Annotated in this window: 22 protein-coding genes; 9 read left to right on the top strand and 13 right to left on the bottom strand. The window is 63.7% G+C overall.

Going from position 1 to position 22,988, the window contains the following annotated elements:
• Positions 1–38: 38 nt before the first annotated feature.
• The 6 genes from ytfQ to AB7245_RS15710 form a co-directional block, all read right to left on the bottom strand.
• Positions 39–1,004 (bottom strand): galactofuranose ABC transporter, galactofuranose-binding protein YtfQ, encoded by a 966-nt coding sequence (ytfQ, locus tag AB7245_RS15735; RefSeq protein ID WP_063984486.1) that lies wholly within the window; start codon positions 1,002–1,004, stop codon positions 39–41.
• Between the two features lie 458 nt (positions 1,005–1,462).
• Entirely contained in the window at positions 1,463–2,635 is a 1,173-nt protein-coding gene (locus tag AB7245_RS15730) for a fumarylacetoacetate hydrolase family protein (RefSeq protein WP_085399440.1), read from the bottom strand.
• Between the two features lie 130 nt (positions 2,636–2,765).
• The gene (locus AB7245_RS15725) at positions 2,766–3,743 is read right to left on the bottom strand and encodes a HEAT repeat domain-containing protein (protein ID WP_071915514.1); all 978 of its coding nucleotides are present in this window, start codon (positions 3,741–3,743) and stop codon (positions 2,766–2,768) included.
• A gap of 2 nt (positions 3,744–3,745) precedes the next feature.
• Positions 3,746–3,979: a 4Fe-4S dicluster domain-containing protein gene (locus AB7245_RS15720; protein WP_008141081.1), complete on the bottom strand. Its 234-nt coding sequence runs from the start codon at positions 3,977–3,979 to the stop codon at positions 3,746–3,748.
• Between the two features lie 31 nt (positions 3,980–4,010).
• Entirely contained in the window at positions 4,011–5,753 is a 1,743-nt protein-coding gene (locus AB7245_RS15715; protein ID WP_085399406.1) for a fumarate reductase/succinate dehydrogenase flavoprotein subunit, read from the bottom strand.
• A gap of 100 nt (positions 5,754–5,853) precedes the next feature.
• Positions 5,854–6,627: a ferredoxin--NADP reductase gene (locus tag AB7245_RS15710; RefSeq protein ID WP_085399405.1), complete on the bottom strand. Its 774-nt coding sequence runs from the start codon at positions 6,625–6,627 to the stop codon at positions 5,854–5,856.
• A 207-nt stretch (positions 6,628–6,834) separates the two neighbouring features.
• On the opposite strand from AB7245_RS15710, the gene AB7245_RS15705 reads away from it, so the two are divergent.
• From AB7245_RS15705 to AB7245_RS15685, 5 genes are all read left to right on the top strand, one after another.
• A complete protein-coding gene (locus tag AB7245_RS15705; RefSeq protein ID WP_085399439.1) occupies positions 6,835–7,131 on the top strand; it encodes a gamma-butyrobetaine hydroxylase-like domain-containing protein in 297 nt (98 codons plus the stop codon).
• A 223-nt stretch (positions 7,132–7,354) separates the two neighbouring features.
• Entirely contained in the window at positions 7,355–8,128 is a 774-nt protein-coding gene (locus AB7245_RS15700; RefSeq protein ID WP_085399404.1) for a Crp/Fnr family transcriptional regulator, read from the top strand.
• Positions 8,129–8,293: 165 nt separating this feature from the next.
• The gene (locus tag AB7245_RS15695; RefSeq protein ID WP_085399403.1) at positions 8,294–9,715 is read left to right on the top strand and encodes an ABC transporter substrate-binding protein; all 1,422 of its coding nucleotides are present in this window, start codon (positions 8,294–8,296) and stop codon (positions 9,713–9,715) included.
• Positions 9,712–10,623, top strand: a complete 912-nt coding sequence (locus AB7245_RS15690; RefSeq protein WP_187387763.1) for an ABC transporter permease — start codon at positions 9,712–9,714, stop codon at positions 10,621–10,623. The genes AB7245_RS15695 and AB7245_RS15690 overlap by 4 nt, the downstream gene beginning before the upstream one ends.
• The gene (locus AB7245_RS15685) at positions 10,620–11,492 is read left to right on the top strand and encodes an ABC transporter ATP-binding protein (protein WP_085400672.1); all 873 of its coding nucleotides are present in this window, start codon (positions 10,620–10,622) and stop codon (positions 11,490–11,492) included. The genes AB7245_RS15690 and AB7245_RS15685 overlap by 4 nt, the downstream gene beginning before the upstream one ends.
• 205 nt (positions 11,493–11,697) lie before the next feature.
• Here the strand turns inward: AB7245_RS15685 and AB7245_RS15680 are convergent, their stop codons facing one another.
• From AB7245_RS15680 to AB7245_RS15650, 7 genes are all read right to left on the bottom strand, one after another.
• Entirely contained in the window at positions 11,698–12,756 is a 1,059-nt protein-coding gene (locus AB7245_RS15680; RefSeq protein ID WP_038941923.1) for a YeiH family protein, read from the bottom strand.
• A 110-nt stretch (positions 12,757–12,866) separates the two neighbouring features.
• Complete coding sequence (locus AB7245_RS15675) at positions 12,867–13,085, bottom strand: hypothetical protein (RefSeq protein ID WP_063984492.1); 219 nt, start codon at positions 13,083–13,085, stop codon at positions 12,867–12,869.
• Positions 13,086–13,250: 165 nt separating this feature from the next.
• On the bottom strand, positions 13,251–13,964 hold the full coding sequence (locus AB7245_RS15670) for an ABC transporter ATP-binding protein (protein ID WP_085400670.1): 714 nt from the start codon (positions 13,962–13,964) through the stop codon (positions 13,251–13,253).
• A complete protein-coding gene (locus tag AB7245_RS15665; RefSeq protein ID WP_085400669.1) occupies positions 13,961–14,716 on the bottom strand; it encodes an ABC transporter ATP-binding protein in 756 nt (251 codons plus the stop codon). Before AB7245_RS15665 ends, AB7245_RS15670 begins: the two co-directional genes overlap by 4 nt.
• Positions 14,717–14,718: 2 nt before the next feature.
• On the bottom strand, positions 14,719–15,738 hold the full coding sequence (locus AB7245_RS15660; protein WP_085400667.1) for a branched-chain amino acid ABC transporter permease: 1,020 nt from the start codon (positions 15,736–15,738) through the stop codon (positions 14,719–14,721).
• Positions 15,735–16,637, bottom strand: a complete 903-nt coding sequence (locus tag AB7245_RS15655; protein ID WP_085400665.1) for a branched-chain amino acid ABC transporter permease — start codon at positions 16,635–16,637, stop codon at positions 15,735–15,737. The genes AB7245_RS15660 and AB7245_RS15655 overlap by 4 nt, the downstream gene beginning before the upstream one ends.
• Positions 16,638–16,727: 90 nt before the next feature.
• The gene (locus AB7245_RS15650; protein WP_085400663.1) at positions 16,728–17,987 is read right to left on the bottom strand and encodes an ABC transporter substrate-binding protein; all 1,260 of its coding nucleotides are present in this window, start codon (positions 17,985–17,987) and stop codon (positions 16,728–16,730) included.
• A 173-nt stretch (positions 17,988–18,160) separates the two neighbouring features.
• Here AB7245_RS15650 and AB7245_RS15645 point away from each other — a divergent pair, with 173 nt between their 5' ends.
• From AB7245_RS15645 to AB7245_RS15630, 4 genes are all read left to right on the top strand, one after another.
• Complete coding sequence (locus tag AB7245_RS15645) at positions 18,161–19,654, top strand: AMP-binding protein (RefSeq protein ID WP_085400661.1); 1,494 nt, start codon at positions 18,161–18,163, stop codon at positions 19,652–19,654.
• Entirely contained in the window at positions 19,651–20,292 is a 642-nt protein-coding gene (locus AB7245_RS15640; protein ID WP_071915527.1) for a TetR/AcrR family transcriptional regulator, read from the top strand. The genes AB7245_RS15645 and AB7245_RS15640 overlap by 4 nt, the downstream gene beginning before the upstream one ends.
• Positions 20,289–22,199, top strand: coding sequence for a flavin-containing monooxygenase (locus tag AB7245_RS15635; protein ID WP_439034427.1), 1,911 nt, complete (start codon positions 20,289–20,291; stop codon positions 22,197–22,199). Before AB7245_RS15640 ends, AB7245_RS15635 begins: the two co-directional genes overlap by 4 nt.
• A gap of 151 nt (positions 22,200–22,350) precedes the next feature.
• Positions 22,351–22,986 (top strand): 2-hydroxychromene-2-carboxylate isomerase, encoded by a 636-nt coding sequence (locus tag AB7245_RS15630; RefSeq protein WP_085400657.1) that lies wholly within the window; start codon positions 22,351–22,353, stop codon positions 22,984–22,986.
• Positions 22,987–22,988 lie beyond the last annotated feature (2 nt).

Genomic DNA, 22,988 nt, shown 5'->3' with positions numbered 1-22,988 from the left:
CGCCGGACCACGGGGGAGCGGTCCGGCGCTGCGCCGCCTCAGTAACCGAGGCCCTTCTTGCTGTCGTAGATCTTCTGCGGATCGTCAGCCGCTGTATAGAGCTTGGAGTCGGTCTGGATCCACTTGGGCGGAACGGTGCCCTTGTCCTTGAAGGCCGCGACGGCATCGAGCGCGGGGCCGGCCATGTTCGGCGTCAGCTCGACGGTGGCATTGGCCTCGCCGGCGGCCATGGCCTTGAAGATGTCGGGGACTGCGTCGATCGAGACGGTGAGGATCTCCTTGCCCGGCTTGAGGCCGGCTTCCTTCATCGCCTGGATCGCGCCGACCATCATGTCGTCATTGTGCGCGTAGACCGCGCAAATCGACTTGCCGCCGCCTTCGGCCTTGATGAAGCTCTCCATCACCTCCTTGCCCTTGGCACGGGTGAAGTCGCCGGTCTGGCTGCGCACCACCTTGAGGTTCGCATGCTTGGCGATGGCGGTGTCAAAGCCCTTCTTGCGGTTGGCGGCGACGCTGGCGCCGACCGTGCCCTGCAATTCGACGACGTTGCAGGCCTTGCCGCCGACGGTCTTGGCCAGCCAGTCGCCGGCAACCTCGCCTTCGTGCACGCTGTCGGAGGTCACGGCGGTGAGATAGAGCTCCTTGCCGGAGGGATCGATGTCGCGGTCGAGCAGCACGACCGGGATCTTGGCCTCCTTGGCCTCCTTCAGCACCGAGTCCCAACCGGTCGAGACTACGGGTGCAAGGAAGATCGCATCGACGTTCTGCGCGATGAAGGAGCGGATCGCCTTGATCTGGTTCTCCTGCTTCTGCTGCGCGTCGGCGATCTTGAGATTGACCTTTCGCTTGGCAGCCTCCTGCTTGGAGACCGACGTCTCGGCCGCGCGCCAGCCGGATTCCGATCCGATCTGCGAGAAGCCGATGGTGAGCTCGGCGGCGCTGGCCGGCAGCGCGAGCAGCAACGCGGCCGTGGCGCTGGCCGCAAAGAGGGCTTTGAGGGTCATCAGGCGTATCTCCCAAGAAGTCATCTTGTGTTATCTCGAGTGCCGATCGGTAGCATGGCACCCGCAGGCCGGCCTTTGAGGCGGCGGGAGGGACTATTTCACGGAAGATGAGTTCCGACTAGTCATATTATTTGACTATTCGCGCGAAACTTCGATTTGGCGGGAAGGACGGTTCAATGACACGCCCAGCGCGATTTTGTTCCGTGGATGCAACGGGGAGATGAAGGAATATGTGCGGCCCGCAATCTCTCCTCCGCGTCATTGCGAGCGCAGCGAAGCAATCCAGAAACTGTCCACGCAGGGACTCTGGATTGCTTCGCTGCGCTCGCAATGACGGTGTGGATAGAGTTCGGCGTAGGTCGACCAAATCGACTCGCGGAGAGTCCGCGTCACCCGGATTGCATCTTCGATGCAATCCGGCTCTCCCCGCGTGCGGGGAGAGGCGAAGGGTAGCGGAGCTAAATCAGCTTCCGTTGCGCGAGGTTCTTCATCAGCGCGCCGATTCCAAACGTCCAGGGCTCGCACTCGTCGCTGGTGCGCATGCGGTTGATGAGCTTGCCGAGCTGGGGTGCTGCGATCGTGACGATGTCGTCGCGCTTGTGGGTGAACCCCTGCCCCGGCGCATCGCGATCCTTGACGGGTGCGAACATCGTGCCGAGGAACAGCACGAAGCCATCGGGATATTGATGCACCTTGCCGATCGTCTGCTCGACGAGGTCCGTGGGATCGCGACTGATCATGCTGATCGAGGAATGGCCGTCGAGAACGAAACCGTCCGCGCCCTTCACGTTCAGGCTGATGTCGAGCTTGCGGGCGTCGTCGAGTGTGAAGCTGTCGTCGAACAGACGCAGCAACGGGCCGATCGCGCAGGAGGCGTTGTTGTCCTTGGCCTTCGACAACAGCAGCGCCGAACGCCCCTCGAAGTCGCGCAGATTGACGTCGTTGCCGAGTGCGCCGCCGACGATCTTGCCGCGGCTCGAGACGAACAGCACCAGCTCGGGCTCGGGATTGTTCCAGGTCGATTTCGGATGCAGCCCGGCATCCATGCCGGTGCCGACCGAGGACAAGGTCGGAGCCTTCGTGAAGACCTCGGCATCCGGACCGATGCCGACTTCGAGATATTGGCTCCAGGCGTTCTGATCGATCAGCACCTGCTTCAAATGCATCGCCTGGTCGGAGCCCGGCTTGAGCTTCGACAGATCGTCGCCGATCAGCCGCGTCACTTCTTTCCGGATCGCTTCGGCCGATGCCGGATTGCCCTTGGCCCGCTCTTCGATGACGCGCTCCAGCATCGAGATGGCAAAGGTGACGCCGGCGGCCTTCAGGGTCTGGAGATCGAGGGGCGCAAGCAGCCACGGCTTTTTCGGATCGCGCCCATCCGGCGCCGTGTTGGCCACGATCGCTTCGAGATCGCCGATGCGCTCGCCCTTGACCGAGGCGAGCGCCTTGGCCGGATTGTCTTCCTCGCAGAGCGCGCTGACGGTCGGAAACTTGGCGGTGACGTCGAAGACGCCGTCTCCACGGACGGCGACAACGGCCGGGCCGTTCGCCTGCGGCAGCCAGACGCGGCCGACCAGCGTCCCCTTCGTTCCATCCTCGGGGAGAAGATCTCTAACAGACAGTGTCGTCATGGCCGCGTCCTCGCTCTTTCTCGGATCGGCCGCGTTCACAGCAGCCGATCCCATTGGCGAAGACCAATAAACGTCTGGCAGGGGAAGTCCAGACCGGCAGCGAAGAGCCGCTATGCCCCTGCCCGGGCCTTTATGCGCCTGCTCGCGCTTTGCGCGCCGCGATCTGCTGGAGCGCCCAGCGCGCGTTCTTGCGAACGTCGGGGTCGGCATCGTCGGCGATGACCGCCAGGAACGCCTCGCCGTCGGGATGGGCGATCTCGCCGAGCGCGGCCGCCGCCTCCTTCCGCAAATTGGCCTGGTCGTGGTTGATGCAATTGCCGATCGGGCGTACCGCGCGCTCGATCTTCATCTTGCCGAGGCTGCGGATCGCCTTCAGCCGCACCTGCCAGAATTCATCGGCGAGCGAGCCGACAAGCTGATCGGCCGCGAGCGAACCGTTGACGTTGAGGCCCAGCGTTTCCGCGGCCATCTCGCGCACCATCCAGTCCGAGTCCTTCAGCCCGCGTGTGATCGTCTCGGCCGCGGGCTTCAGCTGCGAGAAGGCCAGCGCGCTCACCGCGGCGCGGCGCACATGGGCGTCGGGATCATTGATCAGCGCGGTCAGCGCGGGGATGGATTCCTCCAGCTTGAGGAAACCGATCACGCCGATCGCCTGCACGCGAACGGCCGCATCTTGATCCAGGAGCGCTTCCAGCGCCGGCTTCAGCGTGTCCTTGCAGCGCAGCTCCTTCAGCGCGCGCAGCGCGCCCATGCGGACGAAGGCATGGGCGTGCTTGACCAGCGGCAGGATGATCTCGGCGCAGGCCGGATCCTTGAACTCGGCCATGCTGTCGGCCGCGGCCGCCGCCACGATTCTTTCGGGATCGACCAGCAGTTTGACCAGCCCATGCGCGGCCTCCGGCCCGTCGAACTCGCCGAGCGCCATCGCGACCTGCTGGCGCACACCGGCGTCGGGATCGGCGACCATGTTGGCGAGATGCGCGACGGCTGCGGGATCGCCGGAGTGACCGAGCGCGATGATGGCGACGCGGCGCTCGGCGGGATCGGCGGCTTGCAACCGCTCATCGGCGTCTTCGAGGTCGTCATAGGACTCGAACGGGCTCGACATGATCACCTCAACAGATAGGGAATATTGACGGTGACGGCGCCGGTCGGGCAATCGGCCTCGCAAGGCATGCAGTACCAGCACTCGTCATAGGCCATGTAGGCCTTGCCGGTCATGTCGCTGATGCGGAGCACATCGAGCGGACAGACGTCGACGCATACGGTGCAGCCCTTGTCGGCGATGCATTTGGCGTCGTCGACGACCACCGGAACCGATGTCTGATAGGACGCGAGAGGCATTTTATGTCTCCTGTTGCGATGTTGCGGTGGATCAGGCGGAGGCGCGGATGCGCTGCTTGTCGTAGAGGTCCTTCTCGTCGTCGGCGATCGGCACGACATAGGGCTCCACGGCGCGCTTCTCGCTGGTCATCTTGCCGTTCTGCTTGGAGAGCAGCGTGTGGCAGAACCAGTTCTCGTTGTCCTTCTCCGGGAAATCCGTGCGCCAGTGATAGAGGCCCCAGCGGCTCTCCTCGCGGTACAACGAGGCGTGCACCGCCATGTCGGCGCAGTCCATGATCGACTGCACTTCGAGCGCACGAAGCAGCTCGTGCGCATTGCGCGCGATCATGTGTTCCTGCATGTCCTGCCGCGTCTCGGCGAGGCGGCGCATGCCGAGCTCGTATTTGCGCGTGACCTTCGGCGGCTGGAGATAGTCGTTGACGAGGCGGCGGGTCTTGTACTCGACCTGGTTCGGCGGAATGCCGTCCTCGCGCTTCGTTGGCGCCAGCACGCGATCGCGCTCCCTGGCGACATCGGCGGCGTCGAATTCCGCGAAGTCGTGGCTGTCGGCGAACTCCATCGCGTCGATGCCGGCGACCGATCCGTTGGTGAAGGCGCCCAGCATGTAATTATGCGGCACGCTCGCCATGTCGCCGGCGGCGTAAAGGCCGGGCACGGTGGTGCGGGCATTGTCGTCGACGAACACGCCGGAGGCGCTGTGGCCGGAGCAGAACCCGATCTCGGAGATATGCATCTCGATCGACTCGCTACGATAGTCGACCCCGCGCCCCTGCTGGAACAGGCCGCGCGTGGGACGCTCGACCTTGTGCAGCGTGGATTCGATCTCCGAGATCGTATCAGGATGGAGATGCTTGAGCTGGAGGAACACCGGGCCCTTGCCTGACAGCAGCTCGTTGTAGAACTCCAGCATCATCTGGCCGGACCAGTAGTCGCATTCGATGAAGCGCGATCCCTCGTTGTTCGCGGTAAAGGCGCCGAAGGGACCGGCGACATAGGCGCAGGCCGGGCCGTTATAGTCCTTGATCAGCGGATTGATCTGGTAGCATTCGAGGTTCGCGAGCGCGGCGCCGGCGTGATAGGCCATCGCATAGCCGTCACCGGAATTGGCGGCGTTCTCGTAGGTGCCGAACATGTAGCCGGAGGTCGGCAGGCCCAGGCGGCCGGCGGCGCCCATGCAGAGGATCACGGCCTTGGCTTTGATCACCAGGATTTCGGCGGTGCGAGTGTTGACTGAGATCGCGCCGGCGATGCGCCCGTCCGACGACTTCAGCAGCCGCGTCGCCATGTAGCGGTTGGAGATCAGGATGCGGGCGCGGCGGAGCTGGCGGTACAGCGCCTTCTTCACGGTCTCGCCGTTCGGCATCGGAAGCACATAGGTGCCGATGTGGTGCACCTTCTTGACGGCGTAATCGCCGTTCTCGTTCTTCAGGAAGCGGATGCCGAAGCTGTCGAGCTCCTCGATAATCTTGTAGCAATTTTGCGCGTATTTATAGACCGCCTTCTGATCGACGATGCCGTCGTTGGCGATGGTGATTTCCTTGGTGTACTGCTCCGGCGTCGCGTAGCCGGGGATGACGGCGTTGTTGAGCCCGTCCATGCCCATCGAGATCGCGCCGGAGCGCTTGACGTTGGCCTTCTCGAGCAGGACGACATTGGCCTTCGGGTTCTTCAGTTTTGCCTTCAGCGCCGCCATCGGGCCGGCCGTACCGCCGCCGATGACGAGCACGTCGCAGGAAACCTCCGAAAGTCCGTCGACGATCTCATCTAGTGCCATCACTTGCTCCTGGTTCGCCGGTCCGGCGCCTTTGCATCAGATTTGTTCAGGTGGTTGTCCGGCGATAGCAATTAGTTGTCGCCGGGACGCGATTTGCGCCTCAGCGCTCGACGAAGGCCTTTTCAACGACGAAATGGCCGGGCTGGCTGTGGTTACCCTCGACAAAGCCGCGCGCGGCAAACATCGCGGGGAGTTCCTCGAGCATCGCCGGGCTGCCGCACAGCATGATGCGGTCGGTCTCGATATCGAGACCTGTTAGCCCGATGTCGTCGAACAGCTGATTGGAGGCGATCAGGTCGGTGATACGGCCGCGGTTTTTGAACGGCTCGCGGGTGACGGTCGGGTAGTAGACGAGCTTGTCGCGGATCAGGGGGCCGAAGAATTCGTGATTGCGCAGGCCGTCGACGAGGTGCTCACCATAGGCGAGCTCCGAAACCTGGCGGCAGCCATGGGCGAGCACGATGGTCTCGTAATTCTCATAGACGTCGGGGTCCTTGATCAGGCTGGCGAAGGGCGCGAGGCCCGTGCCGGTCGAGAGCAGCAGCAGGCGCTTTCCAGGGATGAGGTTGCCGGTGATCAGCGTGCCCGTCGCCTTGCGGCCGACCAGGATGATGTCGCCCTCCCGGATCTTCTGGAGGCGCGAGGTCAGCTGGCCGTCCTGCACCTTGATCGAAAAAAATTCGAGCGCCTCCTCGTGATTGGCGCTCGCCATGCTGTAGGCCCGCATCAACGGCTTGCCCTCGACTTCGAGCCCGATCATCGCGAACTGGCCGTTCAGGAAACGGAAGCCCGGATCGCGCGTCGCCGTGAAGCTGAACAGGCTATCGGTCCAGTGCCGGACCGACAAAACCGTTTCCTTCTGAAATGCGCTCATGCTCTCTCCTCAGCCGTCGTTGGCGCACAAGGTTTCGGAGAGAGCAGAGCCCGGCAATTCGGAAGTGAAATTCCCGGTCGATTAGTTTCACATTTAGTGGGCGGTGACTGAAGAGGAGGCCGACGGCCACGCGTTCGCGCTGGCAATTAGTTGCTATTCGTGCGCGCCCGCGCCGACATAGAAGGAAGCTGGAGGTTCGTCATGACCATGACCTTGGTGGCGCCGACTGTGGCGGCCTATGAAGCCAGCGCCGATCTCGCGACGCTCGTCGTGCGCACCACGCAGGACGACGTGGTCGGGATCGCTGCCGAGCAGCTCCGACTCTCCTGCAAATGCGCCCATTGCACCCGTGCCCGCTTCGACGATCGCTTCCCCGAACGCTTTCCCGGCATCGCCATCACCGAGATCGGCGATCTCGGCTACGGGCTGAACATCTCGTTTTCGGATGGGCATAACAGGGGGATTTATCCGAAGCCGTATCTGCTGAGCTTGGCGGGGCGGTAAGCCTCGATCCCGCTACACGCACACCGCTGTCATTCCCCGCGAAAGCGGGGAATCCAGTACGCCGCGGCCCCTCCGTATGTCACTGAAGTCTCTGGAATACTGGATCGCCCGCCTTCGCGGGCGATGACAGCGGAGTGAATGGCGGCGGCCTGCCACGAGCTCCCCCCATCTGGCACGGACATTGCTCCTCTTTAGAACGATTTGAACGTTCCGGAGGCAGACGATGTTGCAGGCGGCGAATGCGGTTCGCGGGACGGTTCCCGCAACGGTCCGGCCTGCCGGCGGCTCCTCGCTGCTGCTGACCGAGAACCAACAATGGATCGGCGGACCGCCGCCGCTGATGGACAAGCTGTCACCGCGCGAGCGGGAGCTGGTGCTGAAGCAGGGCCGGCGAAAGGTGCTCAACCGCGGCCAGACGCTGTTCAGCCAGGGCGGCAAGCATGACGGCATCTGGCTGATCGAGAGCGGCCGCATCCGCGTGTTCTACACTTCGCCGCTCGGACGCGAGATCACGCTGGCCTATTGGCACGTCGGCAATTTCGTCGGTGGGCCCGAAGTGTTCGAGGGCACCGTGCATCAATGGTCCGGCGTCGCATCCAGCAATTGCAGCGTCGTGCACCTGCCCGGAAAGGAACTGCGGTCCCTTGCCGTGGAGATCCCGAACCTCGCCATCGGCCTCATTGAAGGCCTTACCTTCAAGGGCAAATGCTATTCGGCGCTGGCGCAAATGCTGGGAACACGTTCGATCACCCAGCGCCTCGCGCATCTTCTGCTGCATCTGGTCGAGCTCTACGGCGTCGAGGATGCCGACGGCCGGGTGATCGCGGCGGCCTTCACCCATGCCGACATCGCCCACATGGTCGGCGCGACCAGGCAATGGGTCACGATCAGCCTGAAACGGATGCAGGAGAAGGGAATCGTCGTCACCAAGCGCTCGCAGATCGTGGTGTGCCGGGCCGACGCTCTCGAGGAGATGCGCGGCCAGAGCGGCGACTAGGGTCGATGCACAGGCAAGTGGCTTTATAGTGCAGGACTGCCCAAGGAGTATGCAATCAGCTTTTCCCGGCAACTAATCGACTGCGGCGGTCACTCCGGATTTGCCCTGCCCGCGGCCTCACCCAATCATGGCAACCACAGCACATCCAACCGAATGAGGATGAGAATGGTCCGCCATCTTCCCACGCTCTCGATCGCGATGTCGGTGACCTCGCTGGCGCTTCTGATCGCGCAGCCGGCCCTGGCGGAAACCGTCACCCTCGGCATCGGAACGCAGGACACCACGACCAACACGGTGACCGCCGGCGTCGTCATCCGGCAGCTGCATCTCCTCGAGAAATATCTGCCGAAGGACGGCAAATACGCCAATATCAAGTTCGAGCTGGAGTGGCAGAACTTCACCTCAGGCCCGCCCGTCACCAATGCGATGATGGCGAACAAGCTCCAGATCGGCATGATGGGCGACTATCCGCTGATCGTGAACGGCTTCACCTTCGAGAGCAATCCGGAGAGCAAGAGCCGCCTGATCGGCGTGGCCGCCTACAGCCTGTCTGGCTCCGGCAACGGGCTCGTGGTCCACAAGGACTCGCCCTATTACGATCTCGCCGATCTCAAGGGCAAGCTCGTCAGCGTGCCGTTCGGCTCGGCCGCGCACGGCATGGTGCTGAAGGCGATGCAGGACCGCGGTTACGCCTCCGACTTCTTCCAGCTCGTCAGCCAGAGCCCGGAGGTCGGCTCGACCAATCTCCAGGAGAAGAAGATCGACGCGCACGCCGACTTCGTCCCCTTCGCCGAGCTGCTGCCGTTCCGCGGCTTTGCGCGAAAAATCTTTGACGGCGTTGAGACCAACCTGCCGACCTTCCACGGCATCGTGGTCCGCACCGATTTCGCCGAGAAATACCCCGAGGTCATCGTTGCCTACTTCAAGGCGCTGATCGCCGCCAACCAGTGGCTGCGCGACGATCCGAAGCTCGCGGCCGAAAAGATCCAGGAGTGGACCGGCATCAACAAGGAAGTCGTCTATATCTTCCTCGGTCCCAGCGGCAACATGACCACCGATCCCACGGTGAAGCCGGCGCTGATCGATGCAGCCGCGACCGACGTCAAGGTTTTGCAGAATCTCGGCCGCATGAAGGAGTTCGATCCGAAGAAGTGGGTGGATGATTCCTACATCCGCAAGGCCTATGCCGAGATGAAGCTCGACTATGACACCCAGCTTGCGAGCACCAGAAATTACGAGATCGCGGGCGAAGATTCCTTCTGCAAGAAGCCGATCACCGACCCGCGCAAGGCCGGCGAGGTCTGGGTCGACGAAGCCGGCATCCTGCCGTTTGCGTCCGCAGCGTGCACGTTAGGGGCCTATGCCGACTACAAGGCCAAGGGCAAGAAGATCAACGTCGCCTACGTCTTCGACACCACCCGTGGAATCAAGCTGTTCGCCGACCAGGCCTTCTTCGCGGTCGGCAACGGCGAGGTCGCGCCGTTCCTGCTGAAGAAGGACGCCGAAGCCCATGCCGCCAAGATCAATGGCAAGGTGCTCGGCTTCGACGACGCGGTGAAGGCGGCGGTCGGCGGAGGCAAGACGTGAGCAGTCCCGCCCTCGCCAGACATCCCGAGGACAGCATGCCGGCAGCAACTGCAATCGCCGAGGCGGGCCCCGTGCCCGCCCCCTTCCCGCCCGCGACACCGCCTTCCTTCGGCACGCTTGCGCTGCGCTGGTACCGGCTCAATCGAGCGGGGCTACGCGCGACGGCGATCGGCATCATATCGCTGCTCGCCTTCCTGCTGGTCTGGCACCTGCTCACGACCTATCGCGTCGTGTTCTTCGTGCGCTTCACCAACGTGCCCTCGCCGCTCGCGGTCTATGCGAGCTTCACCAAGGCGATCCACGATCCGAAATTCCTGCTGCACATCCTCTTGAGCTGCCGGCGCATCTTGTTCGGCTTCTCGCTCGCGGCGGTGGTCGGCGTGCCGCTCGGCCTGATCATGGGCCGCTTCAAGCTGGTGCACGAAATCATCTTCCCGGTCGCCGAGGTGCTACGGCCGATCCCGGCAATCGCCTGGGTGCCGATGGCAATCATGCTTTGGCCGACCAACGAGCAGAGCATCGTCTTCATCACCTTCCTCGGCGCATTCTTCCCGATCCTGGTCAACACGCTGCATGGCATGTCGCTCGTCGACCCCGTGCTGGTGCGCGCCGCGCAATGTCTCGGCGCGCGCGAGCGCTCGATCTTCCGCGAGGTGTATTTTCCGGCTTCGATGCCGCACATCTTCACCGGCCTCACCGTCGGTATGGGCGTGGCCTGGGTGTCGCTGATCGCCGCCGAGATGATCTCGGGCCAGTACGGCATCGGCTACTTCACCTGGGAGGCCTATTCCCTTGTCCAATATGCCGACATCGCGCTCGGCATGATCGCGATCGGCGTGCTTGGCCTTGGATCGAGCCTGCTTATCAGGGGCGCCGGGCAGTTGGTGATGCCGTGGAGGCTAAAATGAACGAAATCCTGACCAAAGCACCGCAAGGCCATATCGAGGTCAGGAATTTCTCCCTCAGCTATGAGAGCATCGAGGGACCTGTGCAGGCCGTCACCGATACGCAGATTCATGTGAAGCCCGGCGAGTTCGTCTCGATCGTCGGGCCCTCCGGCTGTGGAAAGTCGACGCTGCTCAATGCTGTCGCCGGCTTCCTCAAGCCGACCACCGGTGTAGTCACGGTCGACGGCGAGCGGGTCAACGGCCCCAGCGCCGAGCGCGGCATGGTATTTCAGCAATATTCGCTGTTTCCGTGGAAGACGGTGCGGGAGAACGTCGAGTTCGGCCTGAAGATGCGCGGCATGGCGCGCTCCCAGCGCGAGCGCGCCGCGCGCACGCTGCTCGGGCTCGCGGGGCTCGAAGCGTTCGAAAAGCATTATCCGGAAAAACTCTCCGGCGGCATGAAGCAGCGCGTCGGCATCGTCCGCGCGCTCGCGACGGGACCGAAGGTGCTGCTGCTCGACGAGCCGTTCGGCGCGCTCGACGCGCAGACGCGCGTGATCATGCAGCAGATCCTCACCAACATGTGGCAACGGCTGAAGATCTCGGTGCTGTTCGTCACCCACGACATCGACGAAGCCATCTTCCTCTCCGACCGCGTCTACTGCATGACCGCCCGCCCCGGCTCGATCAAGGCGGAGATCCCGATCCCGCTGGAGCGGCCGCGGCAGCAATCGATGATGATGTCGTCGGAGTTCCTGGCGCTCCGCCGCGGCCTGATGTCACTGATCCGCGAGGAGAGCCTGAAGGCGATGGGCGGCGAGATCAGCGACATGGGCATGCAAGGGCTTAACATCGAGCTGCATGGGCATTCGCTGGCGGATGTGATCTAGCGCCCCATCTCGACGATTGCGCTCTTACTTCCCTTCTCCCCTTGTGGGAGAAGGTGCCTTGCCGAAGGCAAGGCGGATGAGGGGTCTGCTTCGGCAAACTCCCCTCTCATTTCGGACTCGCGGATAGAACCCCTCATCCGGCGCTTCGCGCCACCTTCTCCCACAAGGGGAGAAGGAAGAGGAGTTCGCAGTCGCTGTGCTCCCCTCACTTGAACCAGTGCACCAGCGCGATGCTGATGCCGAGGAGCAGCATCAGCGACAGTGTCACGGCAGCCGTCACCCGGCCCCCGACATTCGCCAGCACCTTCACGTCGACGCCGAGGCCGAGCGCGGCCATCGAGACCACCGTCAGGAAGCTCGTGATCTTCGTCACCGGCCCGACCACCGTGCCCGGCACGATCTCCAGCGAGCGCAGGGTCGCCAGCGCAAGAAAGCCGAGGATGAACCAGGGGACCAGGCGGAAGAAGCCGACATTGGATTTCTTGGCGCCGGTCTGCCAGCGCGAGGCGACCAGGGAGAGACCGACGACGACGGGCCCGAGCATCAACACGCGCATCAGCTTCACGAGCGTGCCGATCTGCGTCGAGACGAGCCCGGCCGGGACCGTTGCCGCAAGCACCTGCGGCACGGCGTAGACGGTGAGGCCTGCGAGGATGCCATATTGCGTGGCCGACAATTGCAGCAGCGGAATCAGCAGCGGCAGGCCCAGCACCATCATCACGCCGAGGATCGCCGTAAAGGAAATCGAGGACGCGATCTCGTCGTTGTTGGCGCCGATGATCGGCGCCACGGCGGCGATCGCGGAATTGCCGCAGATGGAATTGCCGCAGGCGATCAGGATCGAGAGCCGCGTCGACAGGCCCAGCATGCGACTGAGGCCGAAGGAGACGCAGAGCGCGATCACGACGACCGCGGCGATCGATGCCAGCAGCGCCACGCCGGAAGCCGCGATGGCGGCGAAGCTGATCGAGGCCCCCAGCAGCATGACCGCAACTTCGAGCAGCTGCTTGGCGCTGAAGGCGATGCCGGCCTGCCAGCGCGGCGCCGGTTTCCAGAAGCTGCGCAGCGCCATCCCGAGCAGGATCGCCATCACCAGCGCTTCGACATAGGGGTGCTCGAAGACACCCAGCTCGGCCCGTTCGAGCAAGGCCGAGATACCGGCCACGGCGATGCACAGGAGGATTCCCGGAATCAGCGCCGCAATACGGCTCACGACAGTGGTAGGCTTGGCGTCGGCCGGGTTGGATGCTTGATTCTGCGACACAAATCTCTCCCAGAGGAGAAATATTTATACGCAGTGCTGGCCGATTGGGGAATAAGTTTTCAGCATATCAGGGCCGAGGGAAGTTCTATCCTCAGCCCGGAATAATCGGCTCAGAAGATCAGGCTTTTGGCGAGCGAGGCGACGCGGCTGAAGCTGTCATAGACGCCCGGCTCAAAGAAGGCCGCACGCGCGAGCACGATCCCCGCGACCAGCGACCAGAACACCGTGGTGCCGGCCCGCAACAGGAGCTTTGACGCGCGCGATCGCGGCTGGGTGTCCGTTGCGGACACCAGCTGCTCGCCGAAGGGCTCAAATCCAGTGCGTTCCATGGCTACGCCGATCCATCAAATTCTGAATGGAATGTCGTCGTTTCGGCCCCAAACGGCAATGGAAGCGATTGGCGTTTTTGGCCCTCGATGGGGAAACTCCTTCCGTCTGGCGAACCCGAGGCAATAGTTTTCTTCTTTGGGCCGGTTTGGCGGTCCGGAACCCGGTTAAAGCGCCAGATAGCGGCGACGGATCGCGTCGTTGGCCTTCAGCTCGTCGATTCCGGCGGCATAGACGATCTGGCCCTTGTCGATGACAGTGGCGTGGCTCGCAAGCCCCAGGCAGAAATGCATGTTCTGCTCGGCGATCAGCACGGTCGATCCGAGCTGTCGGAGCTGCCGCAACAGCTCGCCGATCCGCTGCACGATGATCGGCGCGAGGCCCTCGCTCGGCTCATCGAGCAGCAACAGCGCCGGGTTGCCCATCAGCGTGCGCGCGATGGCGAGCATCTGTTGCTCCCCGCCCGAGAGACGTCCGGCGATGCGATGGCGCAGCGGCTCCAGCAGCGGGAAGACGTCGTAGATCCGCTTGATCGGCCACTCGTCCTGGCCTTCCGGCCCCTTCTTGCGACCGATGACGAGATTGTCCTCGACCGTGTGCTCCGGAAAGATCTGGCGATCCTCCGGCACGAAGCCGAGACCGGCGCGCGCGATATGGTGCGGCCTCTGGCCCGAGATCACCGCGCCGCGCAGGCTGATCCTGCCCCGCCGCGGCGGCGCCAGCCCCATGATCGCCTTCATGGTCGTCGATTTGCCCGCGCCATTGCGGCCCAAAAGCGCCATGGTCTCGCCCTGCCGCACCGAGAGGCCGACGCCGAACAGTATCTGGCTGGTGCCGTAGTAGACGTCGAGATCGGCGACTTCGATAATGGTCGCGCTCATGCGGCGGCCCCCGCATGTTCAGTGCCGAGATAGGCCTCGATCACGGCGCTGTTGCTTCGGATTTCGTCGGGCGTGCCGGTCGCGAGGATGCGGCCGTAGCAGAGCACGACGATCTTTGGGGCGATCTTGAACACGATGTCCATGTCGTGCTCGATGAAGACGACGGTGATTTTCTGCGTCTCCCAGAGCTCGCGCACCTTGTCGATCATGCGCCAGCGCTCTTCCGGGCCCATGCCGGCAGTCGGCTCGTCCAGCAGCAGAACCTTTGGTTCGAGCACCAGAGCGAGCGCAATGTCGAGCAGCTTCTGGTCGCCATGCGACAGCGTTGCGGCCGTGCGATTGCGCTTTCCCGCGAGGCCCAGCAGCTCCATCACGTGCTCGGCGCGGTCGCGCGTCTCGGGCAAGGGAAAGCGCTTGTGCAGCACCGCGGACGAGCGCTGGTCGGCGCTGACGGCGGCAAGCATGGTCTCCTGCACCGTCAGCGATTTGAAGATGCTCGCGACCTGGAAGGCGCGGCCGATGCCGTGCCGCACGATCTCCGGCGGCGAGCGGCCGGCGAGATCGATGCCGTCGAGCAGCACCTGGCCGGAATCCGGCCTCAAGGCGCCGGTGATCAGGTTGAAGAACGTGCTCTTGCCGGCGCCGTTCGGGCCGATCACCGCCGTGAGCGAACCGTCGGGGAAGTCGAGCGTGACGTCGTTGGTCGCCTTCACGCCGCCGAAGGATTTTGCGAGGTTGCGGATCTCGAGCATCGCTAGCGCCCCTCGCCTGCGTCACGCCGGTGCGCGAACCAGTCGGCAACGAAATCCAGCAGGCCTTTGCGCAGGCCCAGCGCGAAGAACAGGATGACCACGCCGAGCACGATGCCGTGGTATTCGGTGAAGCGCGTGACGGTGTCGTTGAGCAGAAGCAGCAGCACGGTGCCGACCATCGGCCCCAGGAAGGTCGAGACGCCGCCGAGCATGTTGATGAAGATGCCCTCGCCCGAGATCGTCCAATAGGCGAATTCCGGATAGGCACCGGAGACGAACAGCGCCATCACCATGCCCCCCATCGACGCAAACAATGCCGCCAGCACGAAGACTGTCAGCTTGGCCCGCCAGACGTCGATGCCGAGGAAGCTTGCGCGCGCGGCATTGTCGCGGATCATGCGCAACGTGTAACCGAACGGCGATTGCGCGATCTGGCGCATCGCGAGCAGGCCGAGGATGAGAAGCGCGCAGCTCGCGACATAGAGATGGATGTGGTTCGCAAGATTGATGCCGAGGAATGTGGGGCGCGGAATGCCGCCACGCAGGCCCTGGTCGCCGCCGGTGAAGGAGGCCCAGGACAGGATGGTCGAGTGGATCAGCATCTGAAACGCGAGCGTGACGAAGGCGAAATAGATATCCTTCAGCCGCACGCAGATCGCGCCGATGACGGCGGCGATTACCGCCGTGATCGCCAGCGTCGCGACGAAGGCCACGGGAATCGGCACGCCCAGCTTCTGCATGATCAGGCCAAAACTGTAGGCGCCAAGGCCGAAGAACATGCCGTGGCCGAACGAAGTCAGGCCGGTGTAGCCGACCAGCAGGTTCAGCGAGGTCGCGAACAGGCCGTAAGCCGAGCAGCGGATGACGAAATCGAGCAGCGCCTTGCTGCCGGTGAACAGCGGCAGGCTCGCCAGCACGGCAAAGGCGACGAGCGCAATCAGGACGTCGCGATAGCGTTGCAGCGCCACACCGCTACGCACCGGCGCCAGCGTCTCGGCGCGTCCGGCCTCGAGCTCGGTCATGCCGCCTCCTTGCCGAACAGGCCGGTGGGCTTGGAGACCAGCACGATCACCATGAACAGGTACATCAGGCCTTCCGTGAACAGGGGAAAGCCGAGCGAGCCGAAGGAGCGGATCAGACCGATTAGCAGCGCTCCGATCAGAGCGCCCAGGATCGAACCCATCCCCCCGATCACGGTGACGATGAAGGATTCGATCAGTACCGAAAATCCCATGCCGGGTGTGAGCGAACGCACGGGCGCCGCGAGCGCGCCGGCAAGGCCCGCCAGCATGCCGCCGAGCGCGAACACGCCCCCATAGATCAGACCGGTATTGATGCCGAGCGCCGAGACCATGCCGGGATTATGTGCCGCCGCCCGGATCACCTTGCCGATACGGCTGCGCGACAATCCGATGCCGAGCACGATCGCTGCGACGAGCGCGACGCCGATCAGCAGCAGGTAATAAGGCGGCACTACGCCGCCGGCGATGAACAGCGGCATCACCTGGAATGCCGCGGGCATGCCCATCGACCTGAATTCCGGCCCCCAGATGATGCGCACGACATCGTCGAAGATCAGCACGAAGGCGTAGCAGACGAGCAGCTGCATCAGCACGTCGGCGCCATAGACGCGGCTCATGAAGACGCGCTCGAAGATCATACCGAGAATCGCGGTCCCAGCCGCGCCCGCGAACATCGCCAGCGCGAAGCTCCCGGTGAGCTGATAGGCCGTCATCGCGAAATAGGCGCCGAACATGTAGAAGGCGCCGTGGCTGAAATTGACGACCTTGAGCACGCCGAAGATCAGCGTCAGCCCGACTGCGACCAGGAACAGGAGCATGCCGATGATGAGGCCGCTGGTGGTTTGCGTCACCAGGCAGGCGGAACTGGAGAGGCAGCCGGCGAGCGCGTCGAGATCCACGGGAGCACTTTCATTGCGACGCGCCGGACTTGGCGCGGAGAACCAAATAAAAACGGCGGAGACGGTCGCCCGTCTCCGCCGCGCGTCACATCAGGTGTAGCCCTTGCTCTTCTTCCACTCGGCCTCGAGCTCGAAGATGGTCTTCCAGTCGCCGGCCTTGACCTCGGGCACGTAGGGCTCCTGCGGGATCGTGGTGCCCCAGCCGATCGCGTAGCCGACCAGCGTGTGGTCGTCGCCGCGCATTGTCACGGTGCCGTCGGCGCCGAACGGGCACTTGATGGTGAGGCCCTTCAGCACCTCCGCGATCTTCTTGCCGTCGGTGGTGTTGGCCTTCTTCGCGGCCTCGGCGAGGAACATCACGGCCGTCGCGTTCTGCCACGACCAGTTGGTCGGATATTCGTTGTACTTCGCCTTGTAGGCATCGCCCCAGGCCGCGTTCTCCGGCGTGGTCGGGAAGGTCTTGATGTAGCGGTTGCCGGAGTGGATACCCTTGGGCAGGTTCTTCACCACGGTGAGCGCGGTGTAGTCGGCCATGTTGACCGCGAACACCTCCATCTGGCCGAACATCGCATAGATGTTGGCCTGGTCGATATAGGAGGTGAGATCGCCGCCCCACAGGCAGGAGTACAGCGCCTGCGGCTTGGCCTGGAGGATCTTGGTCACGACTTCGGTGTAGTCGGGCTGGAACAGCTTTGGCCAGGACTCGCTGATGATTTCGACGTCGGGCGCAAAGCGCTTCAGGTACAGCGTGAACTCGCCGGTGGTGTCGCGGCCATAGGCATAGTCCGGCGAGCAGGTCGCCCATTTCTTCAGGCCCTTGGCTTTCGCGATCGAGGCGGCATAGCTGCCGCCGACGATGGAATCGTGGATGCCCTGGCGCACGCAACGGAACGCGTTCGGGATGTGCTGCTTCGGATCGGCCGTGAGCGAGGACGCTTCCGAACAGGTGTGGACGCAGAGCACACCGAGATCGCGCGCCACTTCGTGAACCGCAAACGATCCGGACGACGCCTCGCCGTCGATCAGCCACTCGCAACCATCGGTGTTGACGAGCTCGCGCGCGACGCGGGCGGCTTCCTGCGGCTGGCCCTTGGAGTCACGGATCACCATCTCGATCTGGCGGCCGGCAAGTCCGCCGGCGGCGTTGACCTTGTCGACCTCGAGCATCACCGCATTGCGCGACGACGTGCCGAGCTGCGCAACGCGGCCCGACAGAATCGTCGGCATGCCGATCTTGATCGTCTTGGCTTGCGCGCGCGCCACCCACGGTGCGGCAACACTCATCGCACCGGCGCCCATCAGCGCCAGCGTTGAACGGCGGCTGATGCCCGGCATGCGGGTTCTCGTCATTTTCCCCTCCCTCTTTCGGGTCGGCGTTTCCTGGTCCCTTGCCGGAGATCGTCTCGTCTCCGTGTTCCCAACAATTTCAGAGGCAGGGGGGTGACGTCAAGCCAAAGATGAATTACGAGTCATAATTCATCAAAGGAGGAAACGAGGCCGGTAATCGGCCCAAAACCCGCAAAATGATCAATCTTTCGAGCTTCATCACCTTTCATGCCCGGCGCACGCCGGACCGGCCCGCGCTGAAATATCGCGGCGAGGAGATCTCCTACGCCGATTTCGATGCGCGCATCCGGCAAGCGGCCGGCTGGCTCGCCGCGCAGGGCATCGGCGCGGGCGACGTCGTGGCCGTGCTGATGAAGAACAGCGCGGCGTTCCTGGAGCTCGTCTTCGCCACCAGTCATCTCGGCGCGGTGTTCTTGCCGATCAATTTTCGACTGTCGCGCGACGAGGTCGGCTACATCGCGGGCAATGCCGGCGCGCGGTTGTTGATCGTCGATGAGGAACTCGCCGCGAATGCAGCGGGCGCGAAGGTTGTCGTGCTGAACGAAGTTGCGCAGCAAAGCATCACGCACCTCGCGGGCGAGGCCGTGCCCGCGCCGATGCACGTCCGCGCACCGTCCGACCTGATGCGGTTGATGTACACCTCGGGTACGACCGACCGCCCCAAAGGCGTGATGCTCACTTACGATAATTTTTACTGGAAGTCCGCCGACCAGACGATCGCGCTCGGCATCGGTGCCGAGACGCGACTGCTCGTTGTCGGCCCGCTCTATCACGTCGGCGCGCTCGACCTGCCCGGCATCGCCGTGCTCTGGCACGGCGGCTTCATCCGCATCGAGCGCAATTTCGAGCCGGAGACCGCGCTTGCGGCGATCGCGGAGGACAAGCTGAACGCGGCATGGTTCGCGCCTGTGATGACCACCGCGATGCTCACCTGCCCCACCCGCGATCGCTACGACGTCTCCAGCCTGAGATGGGCGATCGGCGGCGGCGAGAAGACGCCGGAGGTGCGCATCCGCGCGTTCTCGGAGTTCTTCCGCAATGCGCGCTACATCGATGCCTATGGCCTCACCGAGACCGTCGGCGGCGACACTTTCATGGAAGCCGGCCGCGAGATCGAGAAGATCGGCTCGACCGGCCGCGCCATCGCCCATGTCGAGATCGAGATCCGTGACGAGGACGGCAAGACGCTGCCGCCGAACGTCAATGGCGAGATCTGTCTGCGCGGACCGAAAATCACGCGCGGCTATTGGAAGGATCCGGAGAAGACGGCGGCGGCCTTCTTCGGCGACTGGTTCCGCAGCGGCGATGTCGGCTATCTCGACGAGGAAGGCTTCCTGTACCTGACCGACCGCAAGAAGGACATGATCATCTCGGGCGGCGAGAACATCGCTTCCTCCGAAGTCGAGCGCGTCATCTACGACTTGCCCGAGGTGCGCGAAGTCGCGGTGATCGGCCTGCGCGATGCGCGCTGGGGCGAGCGGCCGGTCGCGATCGTCGTGCTGGCCGAAGGCGCGAGCCTTGCGCTCCCTGCCCTCACCGAGCACTGCCGTACGCGCCTGGCGAGCTTCAAGGTACCGAAACAGCTCGTTATCCGCGACGGCCTGCCGCGCAACCCGAGCGGAAAAATCCTCAAGCGCGTGCTGCGCGCCGAGCTGGAGACCTCTGAATGACGCAAGCGAATGCCAAGGTCACAAAGCTTAACCGCGTCGAGCGCAACGCCTGGACCAAGCAGAAGATCTTTGACGCCGCGACCAAGGTCGTCGGCAAGCATGGCTATGCCGAAGCCTCCGTCGCCCGCATCACGGAAGAAGCCGGCGTCGCGCAAGGCACCTTCTATAATCATTTCGAGAACCGCCAGGAACTGCTCGACCAGTTGCTGCCGAAGATCGGCCTCGACATGGTCGAGTTCATCCGCGCACGCACCGGCACCGCCGATGCCGCGCGGCAGGAGATCGCCCGCTTCTCCGCCTTCTTCGACTTTATCCGTGAGGTGCCGGAGTTCCTGCGCATCCTCAACGAGGCCGAATTCTTCGCGCCCATCGGCTACCAGAAACATCTCGACAACATTTCGGTCGCCTATGTCCGCATTTTGCGCCGCGCACGAGCGGCAGGCGCGATCGAGGATTACAGCGACGAGGAATTCGAGGCCATCGTCCACATGCTGATGGGCGCGCGCGGCTATCTCAGCCGCCGCTACTCCTATTCGGCCGGCGGCGTCACCGCCGTCCCCGACCACGTCATCTCCGCCTATCGCAAGCTGATGACGCGCGGCCTCTTCAGTGCATCCGGAGATCAGGACACGCCATGAACATCGCATCTCCACAAAAGCCGCTCGATCTCGTCTCCGCGATCGCCGAAGGCGATATCCGCTGTTTGCTGATGGTGCTGGTGCACATGACCGGCGATGAGCGCTGGCTCGAGCCGCCGTACTTGCCCAAGCGCGACATCCGCCTCATTCCCGATCCAGAAGCCGGCGTGCCCCGGGAGGTCCAGGACGAAATCCGTGCCGCAGTGGTCAAGCTGTTTGCCGGCGGCACGCCAAAACCCGTCATCACCGATCCCGGCGAAGAGCTGCTGCTCAAGATGATGCGCGCCTGCCTCGGCGAGAACGTCGCACCGGAATATGCACCGCTGATGCGCGAGGAGATGGGATTTGTAGCGCGCGAGCCGCAATGGACGAAGCGCCCCTCCGCCGAGAAGCTTGCCGGCCAGCACGTGCTGATCGTCGGCGCCGGCGTCTGCGCCATCGCGCTCGGCGTCGCACTCGGCCATCTCGGCATCCCCTACGCCATCGTCGAGAAGAACGCCGAGCTCGGGGGCACCTGGTGGATCAACCGCTATCCCGGCTGCGGCGTCGATACGCCGAACCATTCCTATTCCTACTCGTTCGGCTCGGGCAATGCATGGACGCGCTATTTCTGCCAGCGCGAGGAGCTGCTTGCCTATCTGCTGAAGGTCGCCGAGGAATACGGCATCCGCGAGCATCTGCGGGTCAATACCGAGCTGACAGCGTCGCGCTGGGACGAAGGCAAGCGACGCTGGATCTCAACGCTGAAGACGAAGAGCGGCGAAGAAACCTTTGAATCCACCGCGCTGGTCTCGGCCATCGGCCAGCTCAACGATCCCTCTCGCGCCCGCTTCAAGGGCGAGGAAGACTTCAAGGGCACGATCCTGCATTCGGCCCTGTGGTCGGACGACATCAATCTCGACGGCAAGCATGTCGCCGTGATCGGGACCGGCGCGACATCGATGCAGCTGGTGCCGTCGATCGCCGGCCGCGTCGCGCCCGTCACGGTCTATCAACGCAGCGCGCAATGGGCGCGGCCCGTTAAGGGCTATTCCGATCCGATCAGCGACGGCGCGCGCTGGCTGCTCGCGCATCTGCCGTTCTATGTGCAGTGGTACCGCTTCAACATGTTCTGGCGCTATGGCGACGGCCTGTTGCCGTTCCTGCGCAAGGACCCGGCCTGGCCGCATCCGGAGCGCGCCGTCAACAAGGGCAATGACCGGCATCGCCAGGAGCTGACCGATTTCATCCTCACCGAGCTGAAGGATCGGCCCGACCTGATCGCCAAATGCGTGCCGACCTATCCGCCCTATGGCAAGCGCATCCTGCTTGACAACAACTGGTTCAGGACGCTCACGCGGGACAATGTCGAGCTCGTCACCGACACGATCGATCATTTCGATCGCGACGGCATCGTCACCGCAGACGGCGAGCACCGCCCCGCCGACATCGTCGTGGTCGCCACCGGCTTCAAGGTCACGGAGATGGCGGCGCGCCTCAACATCAGCGGCCGCGGCGGCAAGGATCTGCGCGAGGCCTGGGCCAACGACAACCCGACGGCGTTCCTCGGCCTCACCGTCCCGGACTTTCCGAACTTCTTCTGCATGCTCGGTCCGAACTCCGGCCCCGCCCATGGCGGCAGCGTCATCTTCCAGTCGGAATGCCAGAGCCGCTATATCTCCGCCTGCCTCGCCGACATGATTGAGCACGACGTCGCCGCCATCGACGTCCGCAGGGAGGTGCTGGACGACTACGTCCAGAAGGTCGATGCCGAGCACGAGGCGATGATCTGGACCCATACCGGCATGAGCACCTATTATCGCAATTCGAGCGGCCGCGTGTTTTCGGCGATGCCCTGGCGGTTCGTGGACTACTGGCGCATGACGCATGATCCGGATCTGGGGCAGTACAGGTTGACGAAGGCGTAAACCTCACCTCGTCGTCATTGCGAGCGCAGCGAAGCAACCCAGAATCTTTCCGCGGAGATACTCTGGATTGCTTCGCTGCGCTCGCAATGACGGAATTCGCGGGTTAATCTCCCGCACAACCGGGAGCGCCGTACGCCGAGGGAAGCCGCCAATGCCCAAGCCGCTTGTCCGCGTCTACACCGACTACAAGAGCCCTTACGCGTTCGTGGCCAACAAGCGGCTATTTTCGCTCGAGGAGGCGCACGGCGTCGAGCTCGAATGGCTGCCCTATACGCTGCGCGTCGCCGAATTCATGGGGACGGTCGAGGAGCGCACGCCGCATTTCTGGCGCAAGGTGCGTTACGCCTATATGGACGCGCGGCGCTATGCCAATGCGCAAGGGCTCGTCATGAAGGGGCCGCGTCGGATCTACGACGCCTTCTATTCCAGCGTTGGAATGCTGTTCGCACAGCGGCACGGCTTCTTCCGCCCTTATCACGACACGGTGTTCCGCAAATTCTGGAGCCATGAGCTCGAGATCGACGATCTCGCCGCAATCACGGACGTCATCACCGCGTGCGGCGGCTCGGCGAGCGAGTTCGAAGCCTACGTCAACGGCCCTGCCCGCACCGAGCACGACCGCATCATCGACGAAGCCGAAGCACTCGGCGTGTTCGGCGTGCCGACCATGGTGTTCAACGGCGAGCTGTTCTGGGGCGGTGATCGCATCGACATGCTGATCGAACGGATCGAGCGTCCGGAAACGATCGAGGCCGCGCTCGACAGCCGCCACCGCAAATCAGTGTAGCC

The organism is Bradyrhizobium sp. 604_D8_N2_3 (assembly GCF_051810765.1).
In the GTDB taxonomy this organism is placed as follows: domain Bacteria; phylum Pseudomonadota; class Alphaproteobacteria; order Rhizobiales; family Xanthobacteraceae; genus Bradyrhizobium; species Bradyrhizobium barranii.
The sequence above is the reverse complement of the archived record's forward strand: the minus strand, read 5'-3'. Positions and strand labels throughout refer to the sequence as shown.

Excerpts from the sequence above, each read along its gene's own strand:
- AB7245_RS15685 (WP_085400672.1), top strand. The coding sequence starts at position 10,620 with ATGAACGAAATCCTGACCAAAGCACCGCAAGGCCATATCGAGGTCAGG.
- ytfQ (WP_063984486.1), bottom strand. The coding sequence starts at position 1,004 with ATGACCCTCAAAGCCCTCTTTGCGGCCAGCGCCACGGCCGCGTTGCTG.
- AB7245_RS15695 (WP_085399403.1), top strand. The coding sequence starts at position 8,294 with ATGGTCCGCCATCTTCCCACGCTCTCGATCGCGATGTCGGTGACCTCG.
- AB7245_RS15650 (WP_085400663.1), bottom strand. The coding sequence starts at position 17,987 with ATGACGAGAACCCGCATGCCGGGCATCAGCCGCCGTTCAACGCTGGCG.
- AB7245_RS15660 (WP_085400667.1), bottom strand. The coding sequence starts at position 15,738 with ATGACCGAGCTCGAGGCCGGACGCGCCGAGACGCTGGCGCCGGTGCGT.
- AB7245_RS15635 (WP_439034427.1), top strand. The coding sequence starts at position 20,289 with ATGAACATCGCATCTCCACAAAAGCCGCTCGATCTCGTCTCCGCGATC.
- AB7245_RS15630 (WP_085400657.1), top strand. The coding sequence starts at position 22,351 with ATGCCCAAGCCGCTTGTCCGCGTCTACACCGACTACAAGAGCCCTTAC.
- AB7245_RS15670 (WP_085400670.1), bottom strand. The coding sequence starts at position 13,964 with ATGAGCGCGACCATTATCGAAGTCGCCGATCTCGACGTCTACTACGGC.
- AB7245_RS15720 (WP_008141081.1), bottom strand. The coding sequence starts at position 3,979 with ATGCCTCTCGCGTCCTATCAGACATCGGTTCCGGTGGTCGTCGACGAC.
- AB7245_RS15730 (WP_085399440.1), bottom strand. The coding sequence starts at position 2,635 with ATGACGACACTGTCTGTTAGAGATCTTCTCCCCGAGGATGGAACGAAG.
- AB7245_RS15700 (WP_085399404.1), top strand. The coding sequence starts at position 7,355 with ATGTTGCAGGCGGCGAATGCGGTTCGCGGGACGGTTCCCGCAACGGTC.
- AB7245_RS15705 (WP_085399439.1), top strand. The coding sequence starts at position 6,835 with ATGACCTTGGTGGCGCCGACTGTGGCGGCCTATGAAGCCAGCGCCGAT.
- AB7245_RS15675 (WP_063984492.1), bottom strand. The coding sequence starts at position 13,085 with ATGGAACGCACTGGATTTGAGCCCTTCGGCGAGCAGCTGGTGTCCGCA.
- AB7245_RS15665 (WP_085400669.1), bottom strand. The coding sequence starts at position 14,716 with ATGCTCGAGATCCGCAACCTCGCAAAATCCTTCGGCGGCGTGAAGGCG.
- AB7245_RS15645 (WP_085400661.1), top strand. The coding sequence starts at position 18,161 with ATGATCAATCTTTCGAGCTTCATCACCTTTCATGCCCGGCGCACGCCG.
- AB7245_RS15725 (WP_071915514.1), bottom strand. The coding sequence starts at position 3,743 with ATGTCGAGCCCGTTCGAGTCCTATGACGACCTCGAAGACGCCGATGAG.
- AB7245_RS15640 (WP_071915527.1), top strand. The coding sequence starts at position 19,651 with ATGACGCAAGCGAATGCCAAGGTCACAAAGCTTAACCGCGTCGAGCGC.
- AB7245_RS15710 (WP_085399405.1), bottom strand. The coding sequence starts at position 6,627 with ATGAGCGCATTTCAGAAGGAAACGGTTTTGTCGGTCCGGCACTGGACC.
- AB7245_RS15715 (WP_085399406.1), bottom strand. The coding sequence starts at position 5,753 with ATGGCACTAGATGAGATCGTCGACGGACTTTCGGAGGTTTCCTGCGAC.